The sequence below is a fragment of the Nonomuraea sp. AD125B genome (assembly GCF_041402765.1).
Taxonomy (GTDB): domain Bacteria; phylum Actinomycetota; class Actinomycetes; order Streptosporangiales; family Streptosporangiaceae; genus Nonomuraea; species Nonomuraea bangladeshensis.
Genome location: NZ_JBGLOU010000013.1, coordinates 42,531 through 69,008, shown reverse-complemented (window position 1 = coordinate 69,008; position 26,478 = coordinate 42,531). Strand labels below are relative to the sequence as shown.

The following is a 26,478-nucleotide window of genomic DNA, read 5'->3' as shown; positions in this document are numbered from 1 at the left end:
CGACTGTCGTGTCCCTCCGTCACAGGACCGCACCCATCGAAGGACATGACGTTCGTTGCACACGCTCAACCTGGGAATTCTCGCGCATGTGGACGCGGGCAAGACGAGCCTGACCGAGCGGCTGCTGCTCGCCGCCGGGGTCATCGACGAGCTCGGCAGCGTCGACGACGGCAGCACCCAGACCGACACGCTCGACCTGGAACGCCGGCGCGGCATCACCATCAGATCGGCCGTGGTCTCGTTCGCCGTCGGCGACACCACGGTCAACCTCATCGACACCCCCGGCCACCCCGACTTCATCGCCGAGGTCGAACGGGTGCTCAACGTGCTCGACGGCGCGGTGCTCGTGGTCTCCGCCGTCGAGGGCGTGCAGGCGCAGACCCGCGTGCTCATGCGGACGCTGCGCAGGCTCGGCATCCCCGCGCTGGTCTTCGTCAACAAGATCGACCGCCGGGGCGCGCGGCCCCGCGCCGTGCTGGAGGAGCTGACCTCCCGGCTGGCGCTGCCGGTCGCCGCCATGGGCGAGGTCGCTGGCGCGGGCACCCCGGAGGCGGCCTTCGTCCCGTACGGCGGGGCGGAGCTGCTCGACGTGGTCACGCTGCACGACGACGCGCTGCTGGCGGCGTACGTGCGGGGCGGGGCCGTGCCGCCCGCCCGGATGCGGGCCGCGCTCGCCGCCCAGACCCGCGAGAGCCTGGTGCACCCGGTGTTCTTCGGCTCGGCCATCACCGGGGCCGGGGTGGACGACCTGGTGGCGGGCGTACGCGAGCTGCTGCCCGCCGCCGGCGGCGATCCCGGCGGGCCGGTCTCGGGGGCGGTGTTCAAGGTCGAGCGCGGCCCGGCGGGCGAGAAGCTCGCCTACGCGCGCCTGTTCTCCGGGACGTTGCGCGTCCGCGACCGCCTCCGCCTGCCGGGCGGCGGCGAGGCCCGCGTGACCGGCATGGACGTCCTCAGCATCCCCGCTTCCCGCGGGTCGGTCGCCGCCGGTCAGATCGCCCGCCTGCGGGGTCTCGACGCGGTACGGGTGGGCGACCCGCTGGGCGAGCCGCCGCCCCGAGCCGGGGAGGGCCACTTCGCGCCGCCCACCCTGGAGACCGTGGTGCGGCCGGCCCGCCCCGCCGACCGGGGCGCGCTGCTGCTCGCCCTGACCCGCCTCGCCGAGCAGGACCCGCTCATCGGCCTGCGCCAGGACGACGCGCGCGGCGAGGTCTCGCTGACCCTCTACGGCGAGGTCCAGAAGGAGGTCATCCAGGCCACCCTGCTGGAGGAGGACGGCCTGGAGGTCTCCTTCATGAAGAGCACCACGATCTGCGTCGAGCGCCCGGTCGGCTCCGGCGCCGCCGTCGAGCTGATCGCCGTGGACCCCAACCCGTTCCTCGCCACGGTCGGCCTGCGGGTCGAGCCGGGTCCGCCGGGCGGCGGGGTGGCGTTCCGGCTGGAGGTGGAGCTGGGCTCGCTGCCGTACGCGTTCATGCGCACCATCGAGGAGACGGTGCACGAGACGCTCCGGCAGGGACTGCGCGGGTGGCAGGTGATCGACTGCGTGGTCACGCTCACCCACTCCGGCTACTGGGCCAGGCAGAGCCATTCGGGCGGCGTGTTCGACAAGAGCATGTCGAGCACGGCCGGCGACTTCCGCGCCCTGACGCCGCTGGTCGTCATGGAGGCGCTGCGGCGGGCCGGGACCGTGGTGTGCGAGCCGGTGCACCGCTTCACGCTGGAGCTGCCCGCCGACACGACCGGCGAGGTGCTGCCGGTGCTGGCCCGGCTCGGCGCGGTCCCCCGCGCGCAGGGGCCGGGCCTGATCGAGGGGGAGATCCCGGCGGCGCGGGTGCACGAGCTGGGGCAGCGCCTGCCCGGCCTGACCCGGGGGGAGGGGGTGCTGGACAGCGCCTTCGAGCGCTACCGCCCCGTACGCGGCCCGGCCCCCGCCCGCCCCCGCCTCGGTCACGACCCGCTCGACCGCAAGGAGTACCTGCTGCGCGTGCGGCGGCGGGTGTGACCGCCAGGCGGGAGGGCGGCCGGGATGGTGAAGCGGTGGGCCCTGCGGTGCGCGGCGTGGGCGGGCGTACGCTCACGCCCGGCGGGGGCCGGGGGCACGCCCCGGTAGAACCAGAGCTTGCCGAGCTCGATGAGCACGAGATAGGCGGCCACCATCAGGGCGAGGACGAGGAAGAACGGCCCGGGCAGCGGCCGGAAGCCCAGGGCGGCGGCGAAGGGCGCGGCGGGGATGAGCGCGCCGACGGCGACGACGCCCAGGGCGGCCAGCAGCAGCGGGACGCTGGGCCGGCTGCGGAGGAAGGGCACCCGCCTGGTGCGGATGGCGAAGATCACCAGGACCTGGGTGGCGAGGGACTCGACGAACCAGCCGGTGCGGAACAGCGGCGGGCCGGCCTGGAAGAGGCCCAGCATGACCGCGAAGGTGGCGAAGTCGAACAGCGAGCTGATCGGGCCGAAGAACAGCATGAACCGCCGGATCAGCCGCACGTCCCAGCGGGAGGGCCGCCGCAGCCGCTCGGGATCCACGGTGTCGGTGGGGATGGCGAGCTGGCTTGCGTCGTAGAGCAGGTTGTTGAGCAGGATCTGGGACGGCAGCATCGGCAGGAAGGGCAGGAACGCCGAGGCCGCGGCGGCGGAGAACATGTTGCCGAAGTTGCTGGAGGTGCCCATCAGGACGTACTTCATGGTGTTGCCGAAGATCCGGCGGCCCTGGAGGACGCCGTCGGCCAGGATGTCGAGGTTCTTCTCCAGCAGCAGCACGTCGGCGGCGTCTTTCGCGACGTCGGTGGCCGTCTCGACGGAGATGCCCACGTCGGCGGCGTGCAGCGCGAGCACGTCGTTGACGCCGTCGCCGAGGAAGGCCACGTCCAGGCCGCCGCGCCGCTGGACGCGCACGATGCGGGCCTTGTGCTCGGGGGTGACGCGGGCGAAGACCGTGCTCTGCCCGATGAGCGTGGCCAGGTGGGCGTCGTCGGCCGCCTCGACGTCCTGGCCGGTCAGCACCCGTCCGCCCGGCAGGCCGAGGTCGGCGCACAGCTTGGCGGCGACCGTGGGGTTGTCGCCGGTGAGGACCTTGACGGTGACGCCGAGGCCGGTGAGGCGGTCCAGCGCCTGTGGCGCGCCGGCCTTGGGCGGGTCGAGGAAGACCAGGAGGCCGCGGAAGGTGAGGTCGTGCTCGTCGGCCGGGGTGAGCGTCGTCCGCCGGGCGTCGGCTCCGTGCAGCGGCCGGGTGGCCACCGCCACCACGCGGTTGCCCGCGGCGAACTCGGCTTCGAGCATGGCCTTCGCCTGGTCGCCGATGGGGGAGCTGCGCTCCAGCACGGCCTCGGGAGCACCCTTGGTGATGATCACGCGGTGGCCGTCGTCGTCCTCGACCAGCACGGACGCGGTACGCCGCTCGTGGTCGAAGGGCACGAGGGCGAGCCGCCGGCAGCGGGCCGCCGACGCTCGCAGGACGCCGGCGGCGGGGGCCTCCCACAGGGCGGCGTCCAGGGGATTCCCGCTCACGACACGGCCCTGCCCGTCGGAGGCGGCGGCCTCGTTGCACAGCAGGCCGAGTACGAGCACGTCGTCGGCGGGGCGTCCGTCCGGGCCGAGCGAGCGCATGAAGCTGATCCGACCCTCGGTGAGGGTTCCGGTCTTGTCGGTGAACAGCACCTCGATGTCACCCAGGTCCTCGATGCAGACCAGGCGTTTGACCAGCACCCGGCTTTGCGCCAGGCGCCGGGTGCCGGCCGCCAGGCTGGTCGAGACGACGGCGGGCAGCAACTGCGGGGAGATGCCGACGGCGATCGCCAGGGAGAACAGCAGCGCGTCCAGGACCGGGCGGTCCAGGACGAGGTTGATGGCGAAGATGGCGGCGGTGAGCGCGGCGGCGACCCGTACCAGCAGCATGGAGAACCTGCGCAGCCCGATCTGGAACTCGGTCTCCGGGTGGCGTTCGCCGAGCCGGAGCGCGATCCGCCCGAACTCGGTCCGTCCCGCCGTCGCGACGACGACGCCGGTCCCGGACCCGGCGTGCACCACGCTGCCCATCAGGGCGGAGCTTCGCAGGTCGGCCAGTGCGGCGCCGGCGCTCACGGCCTCGGAGGTCTTCACGACGGGCATCGACTCGCCGGTCAGCACCGATTCGTCGCACTCCAGCTCCGTCACCGACACCAGCCGCAGATCGGCCGGCACGATGTCGCCCAGCCGCAGCTCCACGAGGTCGCCCGGGACCAGGGAGGTCACGTCGGCGAGCCGGGGCCGGCCGTCGCGCCGTACCAGGCAGCGGTGCCGGATCTGGGAGTGCAGCGCCTCGGCGGCCTTCTCCGCGCGGTATTCGTTGACGAACCCGAGCCCGACCGAGGCCGCCAGGATGACCCCGATGATCAGGGCGTCCGACCGTTCACCGAGGAAGAACGACGCGGCCGCGGTGACGGCGAGCAGGACCAGCAGGGGCGAGCGCAACTGACGGGCCAGCACCGCGGCGCGGCGCGCCCGGTGGGTGCGCAGCGCGTTCGGCCCCACCGTGGTCAGGCGGCGCTCGGCCTCCGCCTGGCTGAGGCCGCCGGTCGTGCCGCCCAGCCGGGCCAGCACCTCGTCCACCGGCAGCGCCGCCGCGGTCCCGACCTCCAGCGCGTCCGCCCCCGTCACGTCACCTGCCGGAGGCGGATCATCGCCGGCCGGCCTGGTCGTCTCTCACCGTCGCCTCCCGTCCGGTCCTCCCGGAGGAGCTTCCCCGGGCCCGCCGGTACGAGTCCCGCTGCGGAGGAAACTCTTGCCCTCCCCTCCTGTCTCGGGTGTCCGATATGAGGGAAACGGGCATGCACAATCCGTGAAGCCACCCTTTTGACGCGTTCCGCGCACTCGCCGATCGGCGCGGACGGCCGGGCGCCCGGCTGCTCGACGCGCTCGCCGCCGCTGCCGCCGAGCACGCGGGACCGCCCGCTAGGTGGGCGCCCGAGGTCGCCCGCAGGTTCGGGCTGCCCGCGGCCGCCGGGCTCGGGCCCGCCACCTACTTCGCCGACCTGGCGACGCCGCACGGACGCCGCCACGTGCGGGTCTGCACCGCTACGGCGTGTTTCGCGGCCCAGGCGGGCCGGCACCTGCCCGCCGTCGAGCGCGCGCTCGGCGTCATTGCCGACGAGCACGCGCTCGGCGTCACCGCCGACGACGACCGCGACCCGGATCCCGGCGTGTCCCTGCGGACCGTCCGCTGTCTCGGTTACTGCTACGGGGGACCGGCCGCGCTGGACGGCGTGACGGTCTGCGCGGGGCCGGACCTCGCCGACCAGCTCGCCGGGCGCGCCCGGCCGCACGCGCCGCCCATCCCGGCGGCCGACGCCACGGGCGACCCGGTGGTGCTCGCGGGCGTCCTGGGCGACGAGGACCCGTGGCTGATCTGGGCGGAGACCGTGAGCCGGCGAAGCCCCGAGGTGGTCCTGTCGGAGGTGGCGGCCTCCGGGCTGCGCGGCCGAGGCGGGGCCGGCTTCCCCGTGGCGGCCAAATGGGCGGCGGCGGGCGGCTCGCCCGGCACCGTGGTGATCGCCAACGGCGACGAGGGAGACCCCGGCTCCTACGCCGACCGGCTGCTCATGGAGGCCGATCCGGCGCGGGTGCTCGCGGGGCTGGCGCTGGCCTGCTTCGCCTGCGGGGCGCGTCGCGGACTCGTGCTGGTCCGCTCGGAGTATCCGCGGGCGCTGGCACTGATGCGGGAGGCGGTGGAGCGGGCCCGCGCGGACGGCCATCTCGGCCGCCGGCCGCACGGCGGCGGCGCCGACCTGGAGATCGAGGTGGTGGCGGGCGCCGGCTCGTACGTCGCCGGCGAGGAGACCGCGCTGATCGCCGAGCTGGAGGGCGGCCGAGGCTGCGCGCGGGCCCGGCCTCCGTACCCCACGGACCGGGGACTGTGGGACGTCCCGACCGTGGTCAACAACGTGGAGACGCTGGCCGCGGTGCCGTGGATCGTCAGCCGCGGCGGCGCCGCCTACGCCCGCCGCGGCACGCCCGGGGAGACCGGCACGAAACTGGTCTGCCTGTCCGAACGGTTCGCCCGTCCCGGCTGCCACGAGGTCGAGCTCGGCACCCCGGTCCGGCGGATCGTCACCGAGCTGGGCGGCGGGCTGCGGGACGGGGCCCAGCTGGCGGTGCTGCAGGTCGGCGGCCCGCTGGGCGGGTTCCTCGCCGAGGGGGAGCTGGACGTCCCGCTCACCGAGCGGGATCTGGCGGGCCTCGGCGCGGCGCTCGGCCACGCCGGGCTGGTCGCCGTGGACGGGCGGATCGAGCCGCTGGACGTGCTCAGGCACGTGTGGGAGTTCGCCGCGGCCGAGAGCTGCGGCGCCTGCTCGCCCTGCCGGGTCGGTTCGCGGCGAGGGCTGGAGCGGGTGCGCTCCGGGGTTCCTCCTGGCGACGCCTACGGCCGCATGCTGCGGGTGATGGGCGAGGCCAGCCTGTGCGCGTTCGGCCGGCGGCTGCCGTACGCGGTGCGCGGCCTGGTCCGCGCGTACGGGGAGCGGCTGCGGGGGTGGGGCGGATGAGGGTGACCGTGGACGGCCGTCCGGTGGACGTCCCCACCGGGGCGTCGCTGCTGTCGGCCGTACGCGCGGCCGGCCTCGGTGTGCCCACGCTCTGCCATGACGACCGGCTCACGCCCGTCGGCTCCTGCCGGGCATGCTCGGTGCGGGTGGACGGGCGCGTCGTGGCGGCCTGCGTCACCCCGGCGGCCGAGGGCGCCGAGGTGACCGTCGAGGGGGAGGAGCTGCGCGGCCTGCGCCGGGACGCCGTGGAGCTGATCGTCTCGGTGCTTCCGCCGTACGCGCTGGACGGCGACGGCGAGCTGGCCAGGACCTGCCGGGAGCTCGGCATCGGCCCGGAGAGCGCCGGAGGCGGCGCGGAAAGGGGCCGGGACGACAGCCATCCGTTCGTCCGGCTCGGCCGGGACCTCTGCATCGCCTGCGGCCGGTGCGTACGCATGTGCGCCGAGGTCCAGGGCACGTTCGCGCTCACGCTGACCGGCAGGGGATCGGAGACCGTGGTCGCGCCGGGCACCGGCGGCCTCTGGGCGGACTCCGACTGCGTCTCCTGCGGGGGCTGCGTGGACACCTGCCCGACCGGCGCGCTCACCGAGCCAGGACTGCCCGCGGGGTCCTGGCTGGGCGCGCTCACCCGTACCCGCACCACCTGCGGGTACTGCGGCGTCGGCTGCGCCCTGGACGTGCTCACCCGCGACGGCGAGGTCGCCGCGGTACGCCCGGCCGGCGACGGTCCGGTGAACCGCGGCCACGCCTGCGTCAAGGGCCGCTTCGCCCACGGGTTCCTGCGCGCCGGCGACCGGCTCACCCGGCCGCTGCTGCGCGGGCGCTCCGGCCGCCTTGAGCCGGTCAGCTGGGAGGAGGCGCTGGCGCACATCGCCCGCGGCATCCGCGACGCCGTCGCCGGGGCGGGGCCGGGCTCGGTGGCGGCGATCTCCTCGGCCCGCTCGACCAACGAGGAGAACTACCTGCTCCAGAAGCTCATGCGCGCGGTCGTCGGCACCAACAACATCGACAACTGCTCCCGCCTGTGCCATTCGCCGTCGGCCGCCGGGCTCACCGCCACGTTCGGCCTGGCGGGCGGCACCGACGCCTTCGAGGACGTGGAGCGGGCCGACTGCCTGCTCGTGGCCGGCGCCAACCCCGCCGAGGCGCACCCGGTGGTCGGCGCGCGGCTGCTCCGTCAGGTGCTGGGCGGCGCGCGGCTGGTCGTCGCGGACCCCGCGCCGTCGGGCTCGCCCGCCACGCCGACGTGCACCTGAGACCCCGGCCCGGAACGAACGTCGCCCTGTTCAACGGGCTCGCGCACGTCCTGCTCGCCGAGGGCCTGATCGACGAGGACTTCCTGCGGCGCCGCGCGGCCGGGCTGCCCGAGCTGGCCGCGGTCCTCGACGATCACCCGCCCGGCCGGGTGGCCGCGATCACCGGGGTGCCCGAGGCGGACCTGGTCGCCGCCGCGCGGCTCTACGGACGGGCCGAGCGCCCCGCGATCCTGTACGGGCTCGGCGTGACCGAGCACCTGCACGGCACCGACGGCGTACGGACGCTGGCGAACCTGGCGATCCTGCGCGGCGCGGTCGGCACCGGGCGCGGGTTCGGCGTGAACCCGCTGCGCGGCCAGAACAACGTCCAGGGCGCCTCCGACATGGGCGCGCTGCCCGACCTGCTGCCCGGTTACGGCAAGGTCCGCGACCCGGTCGCGCGCGGCAGGGCCGAGCAGGTGTGGGGTGTCCGGCTGCCCGGCCACGACGGCCTGCGGATCCCGGAGATGTTCGCGGCGGCCCGCGCGGGAGACCTGCGGGTGCTGTGGATCGTCGGGGAGGACGTGACGACCACCGACCCCGACGCCAACCGGGTCGTCGAGGCGCTGGAGTCCTGCCCGCTCGTCATCAGCCAGGAGCTCTTCCTGTCCGAGACCGCCCGCCGCGCCGACGTGGTCCTGCCGGCGGCCTCCTGGCTGGAGAAGGACGGCACCTTCGTCAACTTCGACCGGCGCTTCCAGCGCGTACGCCCCGCGCTCCCGCCGCCCGGCGAGGCACGCGCCGACTTCGCCATCGTGCACGCGGTCGCCGCGGCGCTCGGGGCGGACCTGGGCTGCCCGACGCCCGCCGCGGCGCTGGCGGAGTGCGGACGGGTGGCTCCCGTCTTCGCCGGGATCTCGCACGAGCGGCTGGACCGGGAGGGAGCCGTGCCCTGGCCGTGTCCCGAGGCCGGCCGGCCCGGGGTGAGCCGGCTCTACCAGGACCGTTTCGCCACCGCCGACGGGCTGGCGCGGCTGGCCGCCCGTCCCTACCTGCCGCCGGGCGAGGCCGCCGACGACGACTACCCGCTGATCCTCGTCACCGGCCGTCGCTGGGCGCACTACAACTCCGGCACCATGACCCGGCGGAGCGGCGCCGTCGAGATCGACCCGACGGACCACCTCGATCTGCACCCCGCCGACGCGGCCCGCGCGGGCCTCCGCGACGGCGATCCGGTGCTCGTGGAGAGCCGGCACGGGCAGGCCACGCTGACGGCGCGGGTCACCGAGGAGGTCCTCCGCGGCCAGGTGTTCTGCGCCTTCCACTTCGCCGCCAGCCGGGTGAACGCGCTGATCTCCAGCCACGCGGACACCGTCACCTCGTGCCCCGAGTACAAGGTCACCGCCGTATGTCTCCGAAAGCCTTTTCGGTGAGATCGAATCGTAACATGACACTCGCTCGCTGATCAGTGGCCATGAGTCCTTGAAGTCGCAGGTAGGGGCGCATGCAAGCCATAGCAGTGACGCATTGACAGCCCGCCGCCGCCGGTTTACGTTCCCGAAAACCTTTTAGGTCTCCTCGGAATGGATGTTAGCGCTAACAGAAAAGGGAGCACACCCCCCATGAGACGACGACGGGCGGCGGCCCTCGCCGCGGCACTCCTGCTCCTCCTCCTCGGCACCGCGCCCCCCGCGCTCGCGGGCGCGCCGATCACCACCGCGATCTACACGGCCGACCCGGCCGCGCTGGTCGTGAACGACACCCTGTACCTCTACACCGGCCACGACGAGGCCCCGACCGGCGGCACCAACTTCGTCATGCGCGACTGGCACGTCTTCACCTCCTCCGACGCCGCCACCTTCACCGACCAGGGCGCCAAGCTGGCCATCTCCAACTTCTCCTGGGCCGGCGCGGACGCCTGGGCCGGCGAGGTCGAGCGCGGCGCGGACGGCAAGTACTACTGGTACGTCCCCGTCAACGGCAACGGCGCCGGCTGGATGGACATCGGCGTCGCGGTCGGCGACACCCCGCTCGGCCCGTTCCGCGACGCCAAGGGCGGCCCGCTGGTCAGCGACAGCACCCCCAACTCCTCGCCGCTCAACATCGACCCCACCGTCTTCACCGACGACGACGGCCAGGTCTACATGTACTGGGGCTCCTACTACGGCCTGCGCGCCGCCCGCCTCACCAGCAACATGACCTCGCTGAGCGGCTCGGTCATCACCCCGAGCGGCGTGACGAACTTCTGGGAGGCCCCCTGGATGTTCAAGCGCAACGGCGTCTACTACCTCGCCTACGCCGCCAACGACTCGGCCTGCTCCGCGCCCGGCTACGCCTGCATCCGCTACGCGACCGCGAGCAACCCGCTCGGCCCGTGGACGCACCGCGGCGTCGTGCTCGACCAGGTCAGCTCGACCACCAACCACCCGGCGATCATCGAGTTCAAGGGCCAGTGGTACATGGTCTACCACAACGCCTCCAGCCCCGGCGGCGGCAACTTCCGCCGCTCGGTGACCATCGACAAGCTGTACTTCAACGCCGACGGCACCATGCAGAAGGTCGTGCAGACCGGCGGGCCGGTCACCCCGGGCAACCTCGCCGCGAGCGCTGCCGCCTCCACCTCGTACGTCTCCCCGTGGGAGACGCTGGCCGCGGTCAACGACGGCTACACCCCGGCGAACTCGGCCGACCACAGCCACGGCGCCTACGGCAACTGGAACCACCAGGGCACCGAGTGGATCGAGTACCGCTGGCCCACCGCCCAGACGGTCTCCCGCTCCGAGGTCTACTGGTTCGACGACGACCAGGGCATCGACCTGCCCGCCTCCTGCCGGGTGCAGTACTGGACCGGCAGCGCCTACGCCGACGTCCCCGGCCAGTCGGGCTGCGGCGTCGCCGCGAACACCTTCAACGCCACCACCTTCCCCTCGATCAGCACCACCAGGCTCCGGCTGAACATCACCTCGCGCACCGGCTACTCGACCGGCGTCCTCGAATGGAGGGCCTTCTCGTGAGACGTGTCCTGACCGCTCTTCTGCTGGTCGCGGGCCTGGTCGTGGCGGGCGCCCCGGCCAACGCCGACCAGACCATCGGCTATCCGACCTTCAGCGGCCCGGCCGTCCCGGCCCCGCCGGGCACGTACACGACCGGCAACGCGATGCGGGCCATCTACGACGCCGAGAGCTCCGGCACCGACTTCTGGATGGACCGGCTGCTCGCCCGGCCCGGCAACGACCCGGCCGGCACCTGGCTGATGACGCGCGGCCGGGCGCTGTTCATGAAGACGCACACGCCCGGCACGCTCGGCTTCGCGGGGCAGGTGGCGTACTGGGAGAGCATCAGCAACGCCAATGCGTTCACCGTGGCCGTCACGCCCGGCACCTTCACCGAGCAGGTGAACTCCCGCTGGCAGGCGCCGAGCTACTGGAAGAGCCGGCACACCTCCGGCTCGGTGACGATCGACCAGACCAAGTTCATCACCGACAACAACGTGGCCGTCGCCAACCTCGCCATCACCAACGGCGGCTCGGCCTCGACCACGCTGCAGCTGCGCGCCACCTCGCCGTACGCGACCACGGGCAGCGGCAGCGAGCTGACCGGCCAGGTCAACGCCTACAACAACCTCACCACGCTCTACCCGAGGCTCACCGGCGACGGCTTCACGGTCTCCAGCGGCGGGCTCAACCGCTCGGTCACCGTCGCCGCCGGCGCCACTGTGACCGTCAAGGTCGTGATGGGCTTCGTCACCAACGAGATCCCGGCCTCGCGCACCGAGTACGACGCCTACGCCGGCTACACGCCCGCCACCGCGTTCGCCACGCACGTGCGCGCGTACAACCGCTGGTGGGCCGACAACGTCCCCTACATCGACGTGCCCGAGCCCGGCATCAAGAAGAACATCTACTACCGCTGGTGGCTGATGCGCTACAACCACCTCGACGCGGACATCCCCGGACAGACCTTCCAGTTCCCGACGTCGATGGAGGGCGTGCTCGGCTACAACAACGCCATCGCGCTGACCCAGCCCATGCACATCGACGACCTGAAATACCTGCGTGACCCGGCCTACGCCTACGGCGACTGGCTCAGCGTCGGCCAGACCTCCAAGAACGGCCGCTTCCTCGACAACCCCGGCGACCCCGAGAACTGGTCCAACAGCTACACCCAGTACATCGCCGAGGCCGCGTGGAAGAGCTACCAGATCCACGGCGGCCAGCCCGGCATCGCCGCCAACCTCGCCCGCTACGCCGAGCAGGACGTCAAGGGCCAGCTCTCCTACTACGACACCGACAACAACAAGCTCATCGAGTACGACTGGGGCGCGCTCACCGGCAACGACGCCGACGCCGTCTCCTTCCACTGGAAGCCCGGCCGCATGGACCGCGCCGAGTCCGCCTACCAGTACAGCGGCGCCCTCGCCGCCGCGCAGGCGTACGAGGCCATCGGCAACACGGCCAAGGCCACCGAGATGCGCAACCTCGCCACCCAGATCCAGAACGCCATCGTCGGCGTGCTGTGGAACCCGAGCCGGCAACTGTTCGAGCACCGGCTGAAGTCCACCAACGAGTGGGTGCCGTGGAAGGAGATCAACAACTACTACCCGTTCGCGGTCGGCGCGATCCCGAACACGGCGACGTACAAGCAGGCGCTGCGCCTGTTCGACGACCCCGCGCAGTACCCGATCTTCCCCTTCTACACCGCGAACCAGGCCGACAAGGCGGCCTCGGGCACCGGCAGCAACAACTTCTCCACGATCAACTCGACCGTGCAGTTCCGGCTGCTCTCCTCGGTGCTGCGCAACTACCCGAACGAGTGGATCGACCCGACCTGGTACAAGAAGCTGCTCTACTGGAACGCCTGGGCCCAGTACGTCGGCGGCAACACCCAGTGGCCCGACGCCAACGAGTTCTGGGCCGACTGGAACGGCTCGTCCATCACCTACCGCTCCTGGATCCACCACAACATCCTGGGCAGCAGCAACTGGACCGTGATCGAGGACGTCGCCGGCCTGCGCCCGCGCAACGACGCCAAGGTGGAGCTGTCGCCGATCAACATCGGCTGGTCCCACTTCACCGTCAACAACCTGCGCTACCGCAACGCCGACCTGACCATCGTCTGGGACGACCCGGCCGACGGCGTCGTCCGCTACCCGGGCGTGCCCCAGGGCTACTCGATCTTCATCAACGGCAGCCGCGTCGCCACCGTGTCGTCGCTGGTGCCGTTCACCTGGGACCCGGCCACCGGGGCCGTCACCACCTCCGGCACCGTCTCCTACAACGTCGCCGTGCCGGGGCTGCAGGCTCCCGCCCAGGTCAGCCAGACCAGCGCGCGCATGGTCGACCTGCTCGCCAAGGCCGGCGTCGACCTGACCGCCGACCTCGCCAACCTGGCCGCCGGCGCCACCGCCACGGCCTCCACCACCGCCTCCGGCAGCACCACGGCCGGCGCGGTGGACGGCTATCCCATCAACGAGCCGTTCTGGGGCGGCACCACCGCGGGCCAGGACTGGTACGAGCTCAACTTCGGCACCGCCCGCACGTTCAACGAGGTGCGGCTCTACTTCAAGGACAGCCGCCCGGCCAGCACGACCTACCGGGCCCCGGCCTCCTACGACATCCAGTACCACAACGGCAGCGCCTGGGTCAGCGTGCCCTCCCAGGCGAAGAACCCGGCCACGCCGCGCGCCAACTACAACGTGGTGCAGTTCCCCGCCGTCACCGCGCAGCGGGTGCGGGTGCTGGCCACGGCCGCCTCCGGCGCGCGGACCGGCCTCACCGAGATCAAGGTGCACAACAGGGGCGGCGTCCAGCCGTCCGCCAACCTCGCGACCTCCGCCACGGCGAGCGCGTCCAACACCTCCTCCTGGGAGAGCGTGGCCGCGGTCAACGACGGGATCGACCCGCCCTCGTCGAACGACACCGTCAACCCGCGCTGGGGCTGCTGGCCGGAGACCGGGCAACAGTGGGTGGACCTGACCTGGTCCTCCTCGCGCACGCTCAACCGGGCTGAGGTGTACTTCTTCGACGACGAGCAGGGCATCGACATGCCGGCGTCGTGGAAGCTCCAGTACTGGAACGGCAGCGCGTACGTGGACGTGCCCGGCGCGTCGGCGTACACGCTGACCAAGAACGCCTACAACAACGTGACCTTCACCGCGACCGGCACCACGCGCCTGCGGGTGCTGCTCACCGGCAACGGCTCCAGCAGCGTCGGGCTCCTGGAGGTGAAGGCGTACGGATCCTGAGTTCCCTTGACTGACGAGGGCCCGCCGACCGGCGGGCCCTCCCGCTCCTACAGCCGCCGTCCCGCGCCCGCGCCGGCCGGCACCAGCGCCTTGAGCGCCCCGGCCGGATGCTTCCGGCCGACCAGGGCGGGCGTCCAGCCGGCGTCGGCGCCGAGCGCGGCCCCGTTGGCCGCGTTGTAGGCCGCCACCAGGTCCGCCGGCCGGCCGTCCACGAGGTTGTCCCGCGCGGTGATCGCCGTGCCGCCGAAGACGGTCAGCACCTTCGCCGCCGGGACGCCGTCGAAGGCGTTGGCCTCGGCGTACACCCGCGAGCCGACGCCCACGCCGATGCTGTAGACGTGGCCGGGCCCGCCGGTGACGTAGTTGTTGTAGACGTGCACCTGCCCGAAGCGCACCCGGGGCGTGCGCTGCCCGAGGCCCTCGAAGTAGTTGTGGTGCAGGGTGACCTTGAGCTTGTCCTCCTCGGCGTAACGCGCCGGGTTGTCGGTGTTGCCGATGAGCATGACCTTGTCGTGGCCGCTGAGGTGGTTCCAGGACAGCGTCACGTAGTTCGAGCCGCGCACGACGTCGAGCAGCCCGTCGTGCACCTGGTACGGCCGCCCGAAGTGCAGCGGCTGGCCCGAGTCGGGGTTGTCGCCGTCGTTCAGCGTGTTGTGGTCCAGCCAGACGTGCGTGGAGCCGGAGACCTCGACGTTGTCGAACGAGGCGTTCCAGTTGCCCTCCGCGCCGTCGGTCGGGTCCCACTGCGGGAAGCAGTCGGAGGTGTCGGTGATGGTGAGGTTGCGGACGATGACGTTGTCGGCGCCGCTGATCCGCAGGCCGAAGCTCTTCAGCGCGGCGTCGCGGCCGAGGCCGACCAGGGTGACGTTGGAGCCGATCGTGACGGTGACGTGCTCGGCCATCTTGGCGTACGACGCCTTGCGCGCCTCCTCCAGCGGCCCGGACGGCACGCTCGTCCTGCCCCACACCGCCGGGTCGTAGGCGGCGAGGTAGGCGTCGAGACTGTAGCCGTCCACGGCGTAGTCGGCGCAGGTCAGCGGGCGGCCGGAGTCGTCGGTGTCGGCGTCGATGGCGCCCTTGACGTAGACGATGCGCGGCGTGTTGTCGGCGGGGTCGCCGAGCGCGGCCTTGAGCTGGGCGCGGGTGGTGACCACGTGCACGTTCTCGGGGCGGGCGGCCGACCCGCCGGTGGTGCCCGTGGTGGCCGCGGCCCAGCCGTCGTCGGCGGGCAGCACCTGGCGGCCGAGCTCGCGGAGCTCGCGCGGGCCGGGGCGCGGCGGCGTGCGGCGCACCGGGTTCCAGCCGTCCGCGCCCGCGAGGTAGCGCTCCGGGGTGAAGGCGGCGGCCTGCGCGGGCGTGAGCGCCGGCCGGTCCGCGCCGGCCGACGCGCCGGGCCCCTCGTTGCGGTACTCCGACAGGCGGGCGTCCCGCCAGCTCAGCCCGGACATGTCGGTCCAAGGGGCGTCCTTGACGTGCTGGCCCAGCCACGACTCGCGCACCAGCACCTGGCCGCGCGCGGTCGCCGAGCCGCCCGCCGGCCACGGGCGGCCGAGGTGCACGCTGCGCGCCGGGGCGTCGCTGACCAGGTGGCTGCGGTAGATGAGGAAGCCGTAGGGGTTGGCGAGCTCGGTGCTGGCGGCGGTGACGTAGCCGTTGTTGTCGGCGCTGCCCCGGTCGAGCGATCTGATCACGCAGTTGTCGAAGACGGCGGTGGCGCGGCCGAAGATGAAGTCGACGTCGCCCTCCACGTGGCAGTCGCGGAAGTACTGGCGGGCGGTCGTGGTGGCGGAGGCCGTGTTGGCGTAGAGGGTGTCCTGGTTGCCGAGGAAACGTACGTTCTCGTAGACCTGGCGGTCGCCGGTGGTGCGGACGGCGACGGCCTGGCTGGGGCCGTTCGCGGCCTCGTCGTAGGCGTTCTCGAAGGTGAGGTTGCGTGCGGTGAAGTCGGGGGCGCTGATCACGTACGACGCGCTGCCCGAGGTGCCGTACGGGCCCGAGCCGTCCGGCTTCGGCGTGGCGGCGGAGACGTCGAAGGTCAGCACCACCTCGCGCGGGTCGCGGGTGTCCCCGACGAGGGAGATGTACGGCTTGTCGGGCGGGATGACCACCTGCTGCCGGTAGGTGCCCTTGCGGACCAGGATCGTGACCGGGCGGCTGTTGCCCGAGGGGACGGCGTCGACCGCGGCCTGCACGGTGGTGTGGTCGCCGGTGCCGTCGGCGGCGACCACGATCGTGGTCCGCCCCTGGGCTTCGGCGGGGGTCGCGGTGAGGGTCAGCAGCAGGGGGAGGAGTAACAGAAGTCGCATGCGCAACCTCGCAGAGGGTGGTGCGGCAATCGGTTGCATGAAACGTTCGCGTAACCCCGCTGACCCGTCAATGGATGCAGTAAAACTGCATGTTTGCTGCAACAAGCGGTTGCAGGAGTGTTGACCGCCCTGCCGTCCGGCTCTACAGTCCGCCTGCCATTTATCGGGAGATTTCTGAAACTTTCAGGAGCGCCGTGCGCACCCTCCTCCGGGCCCTGGTGGCCTTACTCCTGCCCGTCCTGTTCCTCGCGGCCGCCGCGCCCGCGCGGGCCGCCGCCGATCACGTCTACGACTTCGAGGACGGCACCACGCAGGGCTGGAGCCCGCGCGGCGACGGCGTCTCCGTGGCCGCCACGACCGAGGCCGCCCACGGCGGCGCCGCCTCGCTGCTCGTCACCGGCCGCACCGCGAACTGGCACGGGGCCTCGCTCGCCGCGCCGTTCGTCAAGGGCGTCACCTACCGGGTGAGCGCTTACGCCCGGCTCGCCGCCGGGCAGCCGGCCGCGACGATCGCGCTCACCGTGCAGCGCACCCCCGCCGGGGGCGAGACCACGTACGAGCGGGTCGCCGCCGCCACCGTCACCGACGGGGCGTGGGTCCGCCTGGCCGGCGCGTACCTGTTCACCGCCGACTCCACCGACCTGCAGCTCTACGCCGAGAGCGACGACGCCACCGGCCGCTACCACCTCGACGACGTCGTGCTCGCCCCGCAGGGCGACCCCACCCGCGAGCCGATCGCCGCCGACTTCGAGGACGGCACCACCCAGGACTGGTCGCCGCGCGCCTCCGCCGCCCTCGCCGCCACCGCCGAGGCCGCCCACGGCGGCGCCCGGAGCCTCGCCGTCACCGGCCGCTCCGCCTCCTGGGACGGCCCGGCGCTCAACGTCCTCGGCCGCCTCGGCAAGGGCGACAAGTACGACGTGTCGGTGTGGGTCAGGCTCGGCGCCGGCGTGGACTCCGGCCGGCTCGGCCTGTCGATCGAGCGGCGCACCGCGGGCACGCCCAGCTACGAGCAGATCGTGCCGCCCACGGACGTCCCGGCGGGGGAGTGGGTGCGGCTCGCGGGGACGTACACGCTCTCGCGCGACGTCGACTTCCTCAGCCTGTACGTCGAGTCCGACACCGGCACCTTCCCCTTCCACCTCGACGACTTCGCGCTGACCTACGTCGCGCCCAAGCCGATCCAGACCGACATCCCGGCGCTGAAGGACCGCGTGCCCTTCACCCTGGGCTCCGCGCTCACCCGCCCCGACACCTTCGGCGTCCACGGCGAGCTGCTGGCCAGGCACTTCAACGGCATCACCCCCGGCAACGAGCTGAAGTGGGACGCCACCGAGCCCCGCGAGGGCGAGTACGCCTTCGCCGACGCCGACGACCTCGTGGCCTTCGGCGAGCGGCACGGCATGACGATCCGCGGCCACACCCTCGCCTGGCACAGCCAGACCCCGGCCTGGGTGTTCGAGGGGGCCGACAAGCAGACCCTGCTGAACCGCCTGGAGAGCCACGTCCGCACCCTCGTCACCCGCTACAAGGGCAGGATCGCGGCCTGGGACGTCGTCAACGAGGTCGTGGACGAGAACCAGCCCGACGGCCTGCGCCGCTCGCCCTGGTACGAGATCGCCGGCCTCGACTTCATCCGCACCGCCTTCCGTGTCGCCCACGAGGCCGACCCGGCCGCCAAGTTGTTCATCAACGACTACAACACCGAGTTCCCGCGCAAGCGCGAGGCCCTGTACGCGCTGGTCAAGCGGCTCAAGGCCGAGGGCGTGCCGATCCACGGCGTCGGCCACCAGCTCCATCTCAACATCGAGCAGCCGCCCGCCTCCTCCGTCGAGGACACCATCGAGCGCTTCGCCGGCCTCGGCGTCGAGCAGCAGGTCACCGAGCTCGACGTCAGCGTCTACACCGACTTCGTCTCCTCCTACGACCCCATCCCCGGCGAGCTGATCGCCGAGCAGGGCCACCGCTACATGGAGCTGTTCGACGTCTTCCGCCGGCAGGCCGCGCACCTCACCTCCGTCACCGTCTGGGGCGAGTCCGACGACGTGAGCTGGCTCAACACCTGGCCGATCAACCGGCTCAACGCGCCGCTGCTGTTCGACCGCGACCTCCAGGCCAAGCCCGCGTACTGGGGCGTGGCCAACCCGTCGAAGCTGCCGCCCCGGGTGCGCCGCCTGGAGGCCCCGGCCGGCGAGGTCGTCCTCGACGGCAAGCGCGACCAGCAGTGGGACCTGCTGCCCGACGCCCCGATCGCGCGCGTGGGCGAGGTGTCGGCCGGCTTCCAGGCCCGCACCACGGCCGCCGGCATGTACGTGCTCGCCGAGGTCGCCGACCGCAGCGTCTCGGCCGCCGACCGGGTGACGTTCACCGTGGACGGCGTCGCCCGGACCGTCACCCGGTCGGGCGGGCACAAGGCCGCGGCCCGGCCGACCCCCACCGGCTACCGCGTCGAGGCCCTGGTCCCCAAGGGCACGGACGTGGACGTCACCGTACGCGACGGCGGCACCGCCGTCTCCTGGACCGGGAAGGTCACCCCCGCGCCCGCCGTGAAGCTCACCACCGCCACCCACCGCGCGCCCGTCCTCGACGGCGTGGCGGAGCCGGCCTGGCAGGCCGCGCCCGAGATCCGCACCGGCACCTGGATCCAGGGCACGTCAGGGGCGACCGCCACGGTCCGGTCGCTGTGGAACGGCTCCACGCTGTACGTGCTCGCCCAGGTCACCGACCCCGCGCTCAGCGAGGAGTCGCCGAACGCCTGGGAGCAGGACTCCGTCGAGATCTTCGTCGACCCCGGCAACGGCAAGACCAAGGGCTACACCGACGACGACGGGCAGTACCGGGTCAGCTTCTCCGGCCGGCTCACCGTCGGCGGCACCTTCGACGCGGCCGGCGTCAAGGACAACCTCAAGGCCGTGACCCGCACCGTCCCCGGCGGCTACGTCGTCGAGGCCGCCATCGCGGTGCCGACCGCGACGCTGCGGCCCGGCACGCTGCTCGGCTTCGACGTGCAGGTCAACGACGCCACCGGCGCGGCCCGCACCGCCGCCGCCACCTGGAACGACGCCACCGGGCGCAGCTACCTCGACACCAGCCACTGGGGGGTGCTGCGGCTGACCTGAGCCCTAGCCCGTCGCCGGGCAGGGGAGGGCGTAGGGGCGGCCGGGGACGTACTGCGCCCACTCCTCGCGGGTGATCGCGCTGCCCGCGCGCTCGCACACCGTGGCGGCGGCCTGCTCGACGTCGAGACCCCAGAGCTGGACCGCCGCGCCCGACGTGGCGGCCAGCGTGGCGCCGTCCGGCGTCGCCACCACGTCGTCCACCGGCTCGGGACCCGCCAGCACCGCCCACAGGGACGGGCGGGCGCGGTCGGCCACGTTCCACACCCGGAGCGTACGGTCGCGGGAGGCGGTCACCAGCGTCCGGCCGTCCGCCCCGAACGCCGCCGCCGTCACCGGGCCGGTGTGCCCGCGCAGCAGCGCCAGCCGCTTCGGCCGCTCCGGGGCGGCGACGTCCCACAAGGCGGCCGCGCCGTCCGCGCCGGTCGTCGCGAGGGTCCGGCCGTCGGGTGCGAACCGCAGGCCCAGCACGCCGCCCGGCTGCGCGGCCAGGTCGGCGAGCAGGCGCGGCGCGGCCGGCTTCGACACCTCCCACAGGCGTACGGACGCGGTGCCTGACCCGGTCGCCAGCACCTTCCCGTCCGGGCGGAACGCGAGCGCGTCCAGCCTGCCGTCCGCCGCCGCACCGGGCGTCGCGACCCGCCGCGGTGCGGCCGGGGCGGACACGTCCCAGAGCTGCGTCCGGCCGTCGCCGCCGATCGCCGCCACCAGCTTGCCCCCGGGGGCGTACGCCACCGACCGCAGCCCCGACGCCGGTCCCCGCATCGTCGCGACGGCCTTCGGGTTCGCCGGCCGCGCCACCTCCCACAGCCTGGCCGTGCCGTCGAGCGCGGCCGAGACCACGTACCGGTCGTCGGGGCTGAACGCCACCCCGACCACGGCGCCGGTGTGCCCGCGCAGCGTGGAGACGGGCACGGCGGCGGCCGGGTCGCCGATGTCCCACAGCTTCACGGTCTTGTCGTCGGAGACGGTGGCGAGAGTGCCGCCGCCCTTGGTGACGGCCAGGGCGTTCACCCGCGCCGTGTGCCGGCCCAGCCGGGCGCGGGCGGCCACGCGCGCCGGATCGGCCACGTTCCACAGCCGGGCCACGCCGTCGCCGCCGGCCGTCGCGAGCGTCCGGCCGTCCGGGCTGAACGCGACCCCCGTCGCCGTACTCACCGTCGGGGTGAGGACGGCGGCGGGCTGCGGCTCGCCCGGCGTCGCGATGTCCCACAGGCGAACGACCCCGTCGGCGGAGGCCGCGGCGAGAATGTCCCCGTCCGGGCCGAACGCCACGTCCTCCACGGCGACGCCGGCCCCGGCGGCGGTGCCGGTCAGCGTGGCCGCCGCGATGTTCCACAGGTGCAGCGCGCCCGTGGCGGCCCCGGCGACGAGACTCCGCCCGTCGGGGCTGAACGCGACACTGCGCACCGCGCCGCCGTCCGGTGACGTGAACGCGGCCAGGGTCGCCGGCGTGGCGGGCGTCAGCACGTCGAGCAGCGTGAGCCCGGTCGCGGAGGTGACGGCGACCATGCGGCCGTCCGGGCTGAAGGCCACGTCGGCGGGCTCGCCCGGCTGCCTCAGCACGGCGACCGCCTTGGGCGCGGCGGGGGCGGCGACGTCCCACAAGCGCACCGTCCGGTCCGCGCCGGCCGTGGCGAGCAGCCCGCCCTTGGGGGCCGCCGCGACGGACAGCACCGGCCCCACGTGACCCTTGAGCGTCGCCAGCGGCTTCGGCCGCGCGGGGTCGGCGGCGTCCCACAGGCGGGCGGTGCCGTCGGCGGACGCCGTCGCGAGCACCTTCCCCTCCGGGCTGAACGCCGCCGCCGTCAAGCCCGCCGTATGGCCCGTGACGACGCCCGCGCTCTTCGGCCGCAAGGGATCGGCGACGTTCCACAGGCGAGCGGTCCGGTCACCTGAGACCGTGGCGAGCACCTGGCCGTCCGGGCGGTACACCACCCGCTCCACCGGGGCCGCGTGACCGATCAGCCGCGACGGGATCGGCCGCGACAGCGCCCCGAGCAGCGCGCCCCTCGCCTCCGGGGTGGGGGAGAGACGGTAGGCGGCAAGCCCGAGCTGCGCGGCCAGCGCCGCGTCCGGCAGAGCGGCAGCGGAGGCGGCGACCTGCCTGGACAGCGCCTCGTCCCGCTGCGCACCGACCTGCCGCTCCTGCCGCCCAGCCTGCCCCGCCGCCCGCCACTGCAGCACCGCGCCGGTAGCCGCGGCCAGCACGAGAACGGAGAGCGCGACGATCACGACCCGGCCCGCCAGCGCGCGCCGCCGCTGCCGCCGACCGGACGCCGCAAGAAACGCCCGCTCAACCCCCGACAGCCCTTCACCCGCCGCATCCGGGCGGGGGCGCGTAAGTGGGAGACGCCGGGCCGGGCGCCGGCCGGCGGCGACCAGTTTGCCGTGCACCGTCATCGAGCCCACGGCGGGAAGTGCTCCACCGTCGTCCACCCGCCCCTCCGCGGCGTCCGGCGATGCGGGCCCGGGCGGAGCGCCGGTGAGGGCGATGGCGGCGGCGAGGCGGGTGTCGGCGTACAGCTGGGCGGGGTCGCGGCCCTCGCGGTCCCAGCGCCGGGCGTCCTCCGCGAGCCGCCGCCGCACGAGCGTGGCGGCCCGCTCGGCGTCCACCCACCCGCCGAGCCGCGGCCAGGCGCGGATGAGCGCGTCGTGCACCAGCCCCGCCTCCCCGCCGTCCACCGTGACCAGGCGCGAGCGGGCCAGCCCCGCGAGCACCTGCGCCCGTACGGACGCCGCCTCCCCAGCCCCGTCACCGGTCAGCGCGGCGAGGGACACCCGGCGCCCGGCGGCTCCGGCGGCCCCGTCCGTACGCACCATCCGCAGCAGCAGCTCCCGCGCCATCCCCTCGAACTCCGGCCCGAGCGCCCGCAGCGCCTCCTCCGCGCTCCCCGCCACCGCTCCCGCGACCCCGCCGGCCGCCCGGTAGTCGGCCATGGCGAGCACGTCACCGGACCGCCGTTCCCAGGTCGCGAACAGCGCGTGGGACAGCAGCGGCAGCGCGCCTCCCGCCCGTTCCAGCTCCGGCTCGTACGCCCGCAGCTCCTCCAGCACCAGCTCCGCCAGCCCGGCCTCCAGCCGGAGCCCGCACCGCGCCGCCGGCTCCTCGATCATGGCCCGCAGCTCGGCCTCGCCAGGCGGCGGCACGACCTCGGGCCGCCCCAGCGCCGCCACCAGCTCCGGATAGGCCGCGCACGCCCCGAAGTGCTCGCTGCGCACCGAGACCACCACGGCCGCCGCCCGCGCCAGCTCGCCCAGCGCCGCCACGAACCGCCGCCGCCCGGCCGGATCGCCGCACTCGGTGAACACCTCCTCGAACGGGTCCACGACCACCAGCACCCGCCCGGCCGGCAGGGCACGCGCCGCCGCTCCGGGATCGGACTCGATGACCGCGCGCAGCCGTACCGGATCGCCGCCGCCGAGCGCGCCCAGCTCGCGGGCCAGCGCGCCGAGCGGGTCGGCGCCCGGCGCGAACACGACGACACCAGCCGCCTCCCCGCCCGGGGACCGCGACGCCAGGAACGCCGGGACGAGCCCGGCCCGCAACACCGACGACTTCCCGCACCCGGACGGCCCGGTCACCACGACCGGCCCACCGCCCACCCGCTCCATCAGCGACCGGACCAGCGCCTCACGCCCGAAGAACAGCTCCGCGTGCTCCACCCCGTACGCCGCCAGCCCCCGGTACGGGCTCGCCGGCGGACCCCCGGCGGGCACGGGCACCACCGGCCCCGGCCGATGAGCCGGGTTGGGCGCGAGCGGCGCCGGGGACCCCACGCTCCCGGCGATCCGGCGCGGCCGGGAGAAACCGGCGGCGGGCAACGCGCGAGCCAGCCGATGATGAACCTGGTCCAGGGTGAAGGCGGCCGGCCCGTCGGGGTCGCCCTCGGTCAGCAGCCGCAGCAGCGCCCCGCCGAGCGCGGTGTGCCGTACGCCGGGCAGCGCCCACCCGTTCGCGTCCCTGCTCGCCGAGGCCAGCACGTACGCCCGGCCGCCCATCCCCTCGAACACCCGGTCCATCGCCCTGCCGGGCACCGGCCGGCCGCCCCCGGTGAAGCAGCAGTCGAGCACCACGACGGCCAGCTCGGCCGCCGCCCCCGCCAGCACCTGCCGTACGACGCCGAAGGGCAGCGCCTGACGACCGGGCTCGCCCTGCGCGAGGTCGACGGTGGCGCGGGTGGCCAGGTACAGCTCGCCGTCCGGGGCGAATATCCCGTACCCGGAGTAGTGGAACAGCAGCACCGAGGCGGCCTCCCGCGCCGCCCCCTCCAGCGCCTCGCCGAGGACGGCCGGAGTGGCGGGATCGACCAGCACGGTCAGATGGGCGGGCGCGAGCCCGGCCCGCTCGACCAGGCACCGGCCGAGGTCGCCGACCGTGGCGGGAACGGCGGGGGCCACGGGCAGCCGGGAGGCCGGCTGGTGCGCCCCGGTGCCCGCCACCACGGCCCTCGCCCCGTCGGAGGCGAGCAGCAGCGGTGGACCGTTCCAACGGGAACGAACCACACGGGTTCTCTCCGAAATCGCCGAATCGTCCTCTGTCATCGGAGCTCCACGGCGGGCAGTCGGGGGTGGCCACTGAGGGCTGTAACGGTACGGAAGTCTCCGGCCGGCGTCGAGGGGCCCGGAGGACGGACCCCTCTGCCTCCCGGACCGGCTCACCAGTTGGCGGGCAGCCCCGGCGTCGTGGCGGGCAGGGCGTGGCCCGCCGGGTGGATGACGTAGGCGACGCCGCCGCTGCTGGAGCTGCGCAGCCAGACGTTCTCGAAGTCGGCGCGCGGGTAGACGCGCCGCACCGCGGCGTTACTGGACGAGGCCGGGTCGTTGGCGATGACGTCGCCGTCCGCCGTGAAGCCGACGACCACCATGAGATGGCCGTTGGTGCCGTACCCGGCGCCGGGCAGCTCGCTCTTCTTGAACGACTGCGAGGTGATGACCGGCACCCCCGCCTTGATCAGCAGCTCCAGCTCGGTCAGCGAACGCAGCCGGGTGACGAAGCCGTCCAGGCCGTAGCGGCCGGCGTAGGCGGTGTTGAACGGCCAGTTGCCGGCGCCCTGGTAGGCGTGGTCGTAGGTGTAGCGGGCCGCGTAGTCGACCTCGGGATCGGGGTCGGACGGGTCCACCCACGCGGTGTCCTGCGCGCTCGGCCACTTGCCCCAGTAGCCGAGCACCATCGTGGTGGAGGTCGGGCTGCACCACGCCTCGCCGCCGCCGTCCCATTCGGGGTAGTGGCCGACGTGGACGTTCTGGGAGCGGCGCGGCACGTCCAGCTCGACGCCCCAGGCGCCGCCGCCGGGGCTGACCGGCACGGTCTTGCGCTGGGGCACGTTGGAGGCCATCGCCCCGGACGTACGCACCCGCGGCGTGAGCGACGAGCCCGGCGTCCGGTAGAGCGTCAGCCGGAGCTGGTAGCCGCTCATCTGCTTGCCCGCCGCCGCGACCAGCGTGTCCACGGCCACGCTGGCGTCGTCGTCGCCCTGGCCGCCCACCGACGTGCGGCGGATGTCGCCCTCGGCGTAGGCCCAGCGGCCGAGGGAGTACCACTTCGTCAGCCCTTCGGCGTTCCTGGCGCGGGCCTCGACCTGGAGCCAGCTCCCCGGCGGCAGGTCGGCGGTCCAGGACGCGATCAGCTCGGTGGCGGGGAAGCCGATCGCCCGCTCGGGCCCGGTCCAGCGGGCGTACTCCCAGGTCCTGGTGCCGAGGGCGTCGGTGTAGGAGGTGGTGCCCGCGGGCGAGACGAACGACAGCCCGTCACCCGCTGCGGTGCCCTCGGCCGTGCCCGCGGTGAAGTCGGCCCGCTGGAAGACGACGTCGGCCAGGCCGGCCGGGGCCGGTTTCGCGGTCGCGGGCGGGGCGAAGGTCGTCACCACGAGGAGGGACGACAGGACCACGGTCAGCGCGCGCATGTGCCCACCTTCTCGCGAGGCGTACATTCGGTACGGTCCGCCCGACCCTAGGCAAGCGCCGCCCGCCGGTCATCCGGAAATCTACGTATCGCCGCGCCCGCCCCGCCTGCCGCATAGGGTCGTGAGCCATGCGGAAGTACGTGATCATGGGCGTGCAGGGGAGCGGCAAGGGCACCCAGAGCGCGCTGCTGGCGGGCGACCTCGACCTGACGCACATCAGCGTCGGCGACATCTTCCGCTGGCACGTCAAGAACCACACCAAGCTCGGCGCCCAGGTCCGCCGCCTGGTCGCGGCCGGCGAGCTGGTGGGCGACGACCTGGTGGAGTCCGTCGTACGCGACCGGCTCCAGCTCCACGACTGGAACTTCGGCTTCGTCATCGACGGCTTCCCCCGCAACCGCCGGCAGGCGGAGTTCTTCCTGGAGAGCTACGACATCGACGGCGTCATCCACCTCGACCTGCCCGACGACGAGGTCCGCCGCCGCGTCCTCGCCCGCCGGCTCTGCTCCCGCTGCGGCATGGACTACAACCTCATCGCCCACCGCCCCGAGGCCGAGGGCCGCTGCGACGTGTGCGGCGGCGAACTGGTCACCAGAGCGGACGACACCCCGGACGCGCTGGCGCGCCGGCTGCGCGACTACCACGACAAGACCGACCCGGTGCTGGAGCTGTTCCGGCGCAAGGAGTACGTCATGACGGTGGACGCCCGCGCCGACAAGACAACCGTCCAACAGGCCATCCGCACCCGCTTCAACCTCCCCCCGTACGAGCCGCCCCCCGTCACGGGCTGACGATCATCTGCCGCTCGCTCACAGGACCCGGAGTTCCGCTCCCACGCCACGCACGCCTCCCGCGCGTCATGATCACGCGCCCGTTCACGGCCACGGCCGCGGCGACCCGCGGCAAGAGTGCTTCCGTCAACGCGGCCGCGCTTGCGCAACTCACGATCGCCAGCACGACGAACTCCGCGAACGCCAGCCGAGGACCCGGACTCGGCACGACCAGATCCACCGCGTTCTTCGACACCACCAGCAACACGACCGCGAGCAGCCCACTGCGGACCGGCCGGGTGATCCTCAGCCACACGGCCAGCAACACCCCGACGGGCACGGCCACCGCGACAGCCACGACCAACAAGGGTGGTCGGTGTACG

At 73.8% G+C, this 26,478-nt stretch carries 12 protein-coding genes and 2 pseudogenes; 9 read left to right on the top strand and 5 right to left on the bottom strand.

Annotation, left to right across the window (positions count from 1 at the left end; translation table 11 throughout):
* Positions 1–55 precede the first annotated feature (55 nt).
* Entirely contained in the window at positions 56–2,002 is a 1,947-nt protein-coding gene (locus tag ACBR40_RS31130) for a GTP-binding protein (RefSeq protein WP_371251065.1), read from the top strand.
* On the opposite strand, the gene mgtA is transcribed toward ACBR40_RS31130, so the two are convergent.
* Complete coding sequence (gene mgtA, locus ACBR40_RS31125; protein ID WP_371251064.1) at positions 1,948–4,635, bottom strand: magnesium-translocating P-type ATPase; 2,688 nt, start codon at positions 4,633–4,635, stop codon at positions 1,948–1,950. The genes ACBR40_RS31130 and mgtA overlap by 55 nt on opposite strands.
* Before the next feature lie 236 nt (positions 4,636–4,871).
* Between mgtA and ACBR40_RS31120 the strand changes: the two are divergent.
* The 6 genes and pseudogenes from ACBR40_RS31120 to ACBR40_RS31095 form a co-directional block, all read left to right on the top strand.
* A pseudogene (locus ACBR40_RS31120) lies at positions 4,872–5,219 on the top strand (NAD(P)H-dependent oxidoreductase subunit E); the annotation flags it as partial.
* Between the two features lie 21 nt (positions 5,220–5,240).
* Entirely contained in the window at positions 5,241–6,518 is a 1,278-nt protein-coding gene (locus ACBR40_RS31115; RefSeq protein ID WP_371251208.1) for an NADH-ubiquinone oxidoreductase-F iron-sulfur binding region domain-containing protein, read from the top strand.
* Positions 6,515–8,526 (top strand): annotated as a pseudogene (locus tag ACBR40_RS31110) (molybdopterin-dependent oxidoreductase); the annotation flags it as partial. The gene ACBR40_RS31115 and the pseudogene ACBR40_RS31110, both read left to right, overlap by 4 nt.
* Positions 8,527–8,889: 363 nt before the next feature.
* Complete coding sequence (locus ACBR40_RS31105) at positions 8,890–9,186, top strand: molybdopterin dinucleotide binding domain-containing protein (protein ID WP_371251207.1); 297 nt, start codon at positions 8,890–8,892, stop codon at positions 9,184–9,186.
* A 189-nt stretch (positions 9,187–9,375) separates the two neighbouring features.
* Positions 9,376–10,767 (top strand): glycoside hydrolase family 43 protein, encoded by a 1,392-nt coding sequence (locus tag ACBR40_RS31100; RefSeq protein ID WP_344204706.1) that lies wholly within the window; start codon positions 9,376–9,378, stop codon positions 10,765–10,767.
* The gene (locus ACBR40_RS31095; RefSeq protein ID WP_371251063.1) at positions 10,764–13,997 is read left to right on the top strand and encodes a hypothetical protein; all 3,234 of its coding nucleotides are present in this window, start codon (positions 10,764–10,766) and stop codon (positions 13,995–13,997) included. Before ACBR40_RS31100 ends, ACBR40_RS31095 begins: the two co-directional genes overlap by 4 nt.
* A 47-nt stretch (positions 13,998–14,044) precedes the next feature.
* On the opposite strand, the gene ACBR40_RS31090 is transcribed toward ACBR40_RS31095, so the two are convergent.
* Positions 14,045–16,303, bottom strand: coding sequence for a pectinesterase family protein (locus ACBR40_RS31090; protein ID WP_371251062.1), 2,259 nt, complete (start codon positions 16,301–16,303; stop codon positions 14,045–14,047).
* A 194-nt stretch (positions 16,304–16,497) separates the two neighbouring features.
* Here ACBR40_RS31090 and ACBR40_RS31085 point away from each other — a divergent pair, with 194 nt between their 5' ends.
* Positions 16,498–19,422 carry an endo-1,4-beta-xylanase gene (locus ACBR40_RS31085; protein ID WP_371251061.1) on the top strand — a complete coding sequence of 975 codons (2,925 nt, stop codon included), beginning with the start codon at positions 16,498–16,500 and terminating at the stop codon, positions 19,420–19,422.
* A gap of 3 nt (positions 19,423–19,425) precedes the next feature.
* Here ACBR40_RS31085 and ACBR40_RS31080 read toward each other — a convergent pair whose 3' ends face one another.
* Both ACBR40_RS31080 and ACBR40_RS31075 read right to left on the bottom strand, forming a co-directional pair.
* Entirely contained in the window at positions 19,426–23,925 is a 4,500-nt protein-coding gene (locus ACBR40_RS31080; RefSeq protein WP_371251060.1) for a hypothetical protein, read from the bottom strand.
* 152 nt (positions 23,926–24,077) lie between these two features.
* Positions 24,078–25,325, bottom strand: a complete 1,248-nt coding sequence (locus tag ACBR40_RS31075; protein WP_371251059.1) for a C39 family peptidase — start codon at positions 25,323–25,325, stop codon at positions 24,078–24,080.
* A gap of 128 nt (positions 25,326–25,453) precedes the next feature.
* Between ACBR40_RS31075 and ACBR40_RS31070 the strand changes: the two genes are divergently transcribed.
* Positions 25,454–26,116: an adenylate kinase family protein gene (locus tag ACBR40_RS31070; RefSeq protein WP_371251058.1), complete on the top strand. Its 663-nt coding sequence runs from the start codon at positions 25,454–25,456 to the stop codon at positions 26,114–26,116.
* On the opposite strand, the gene ACBR40_RS31065 is transcribed toward ACBR40_RS31070, so the two are convergent.
* Positions 26,106–26,453, bottom strand: coding sequence for a hypothetical protein (locus ACBR40_RS31065; protein WP_371251057.1), 348 nt, complete (start codon positions 26,451–26,453; stop codon positions 26,106–26,108). The genes ACBR40_RS31070 and ACBR40_RS31065 overlap by 11 nt on opposite strands.
* Positions 26,454–26,478 lie beyond the last annotated feature (25 nt).

Excerpts from the sequence above, each read along its gene's own strand:
- ACBR40_RS31105 (WP_371251207.1), top strand. The coding sequence starts at position 8,890 with ATGACCCGGCGGAGCGGCGCCGTCGAGATCGACCCGACGGACCACCTC.
- ACBR40_RS31100 (WP_344204706.1), top strand. The coding sequence starts at position 9,376 with ATGAGACGACGACGGGCGGCGGCCCTCGCCGCGGCACTCCTGCTCCTC.
- ACBR40_RS31090 (WP_371251062.1), bottom strand. The coding sequence starts at position 16,303 with ATGCGACTTCTGTTACTCCTCCCCCTGCTGCTGACCCTCACCGCGACC.
- ACBR40_RS31075 (WP_371251059.1), bottom strand. The coding sequence starts at position 25,325 with ATGCGCGCGCTGACCGTGGTCCTGTCGTCCCTCCTCGTGGTGACGACC.
- ACBR40_RS31070 (WP_371251058.1), top strand. The coding sequence starts at position 25,454 with ATGCGGAAGTACGTGATCATGGGCGTGCAGGGGAGCGGCAAGGGCACC.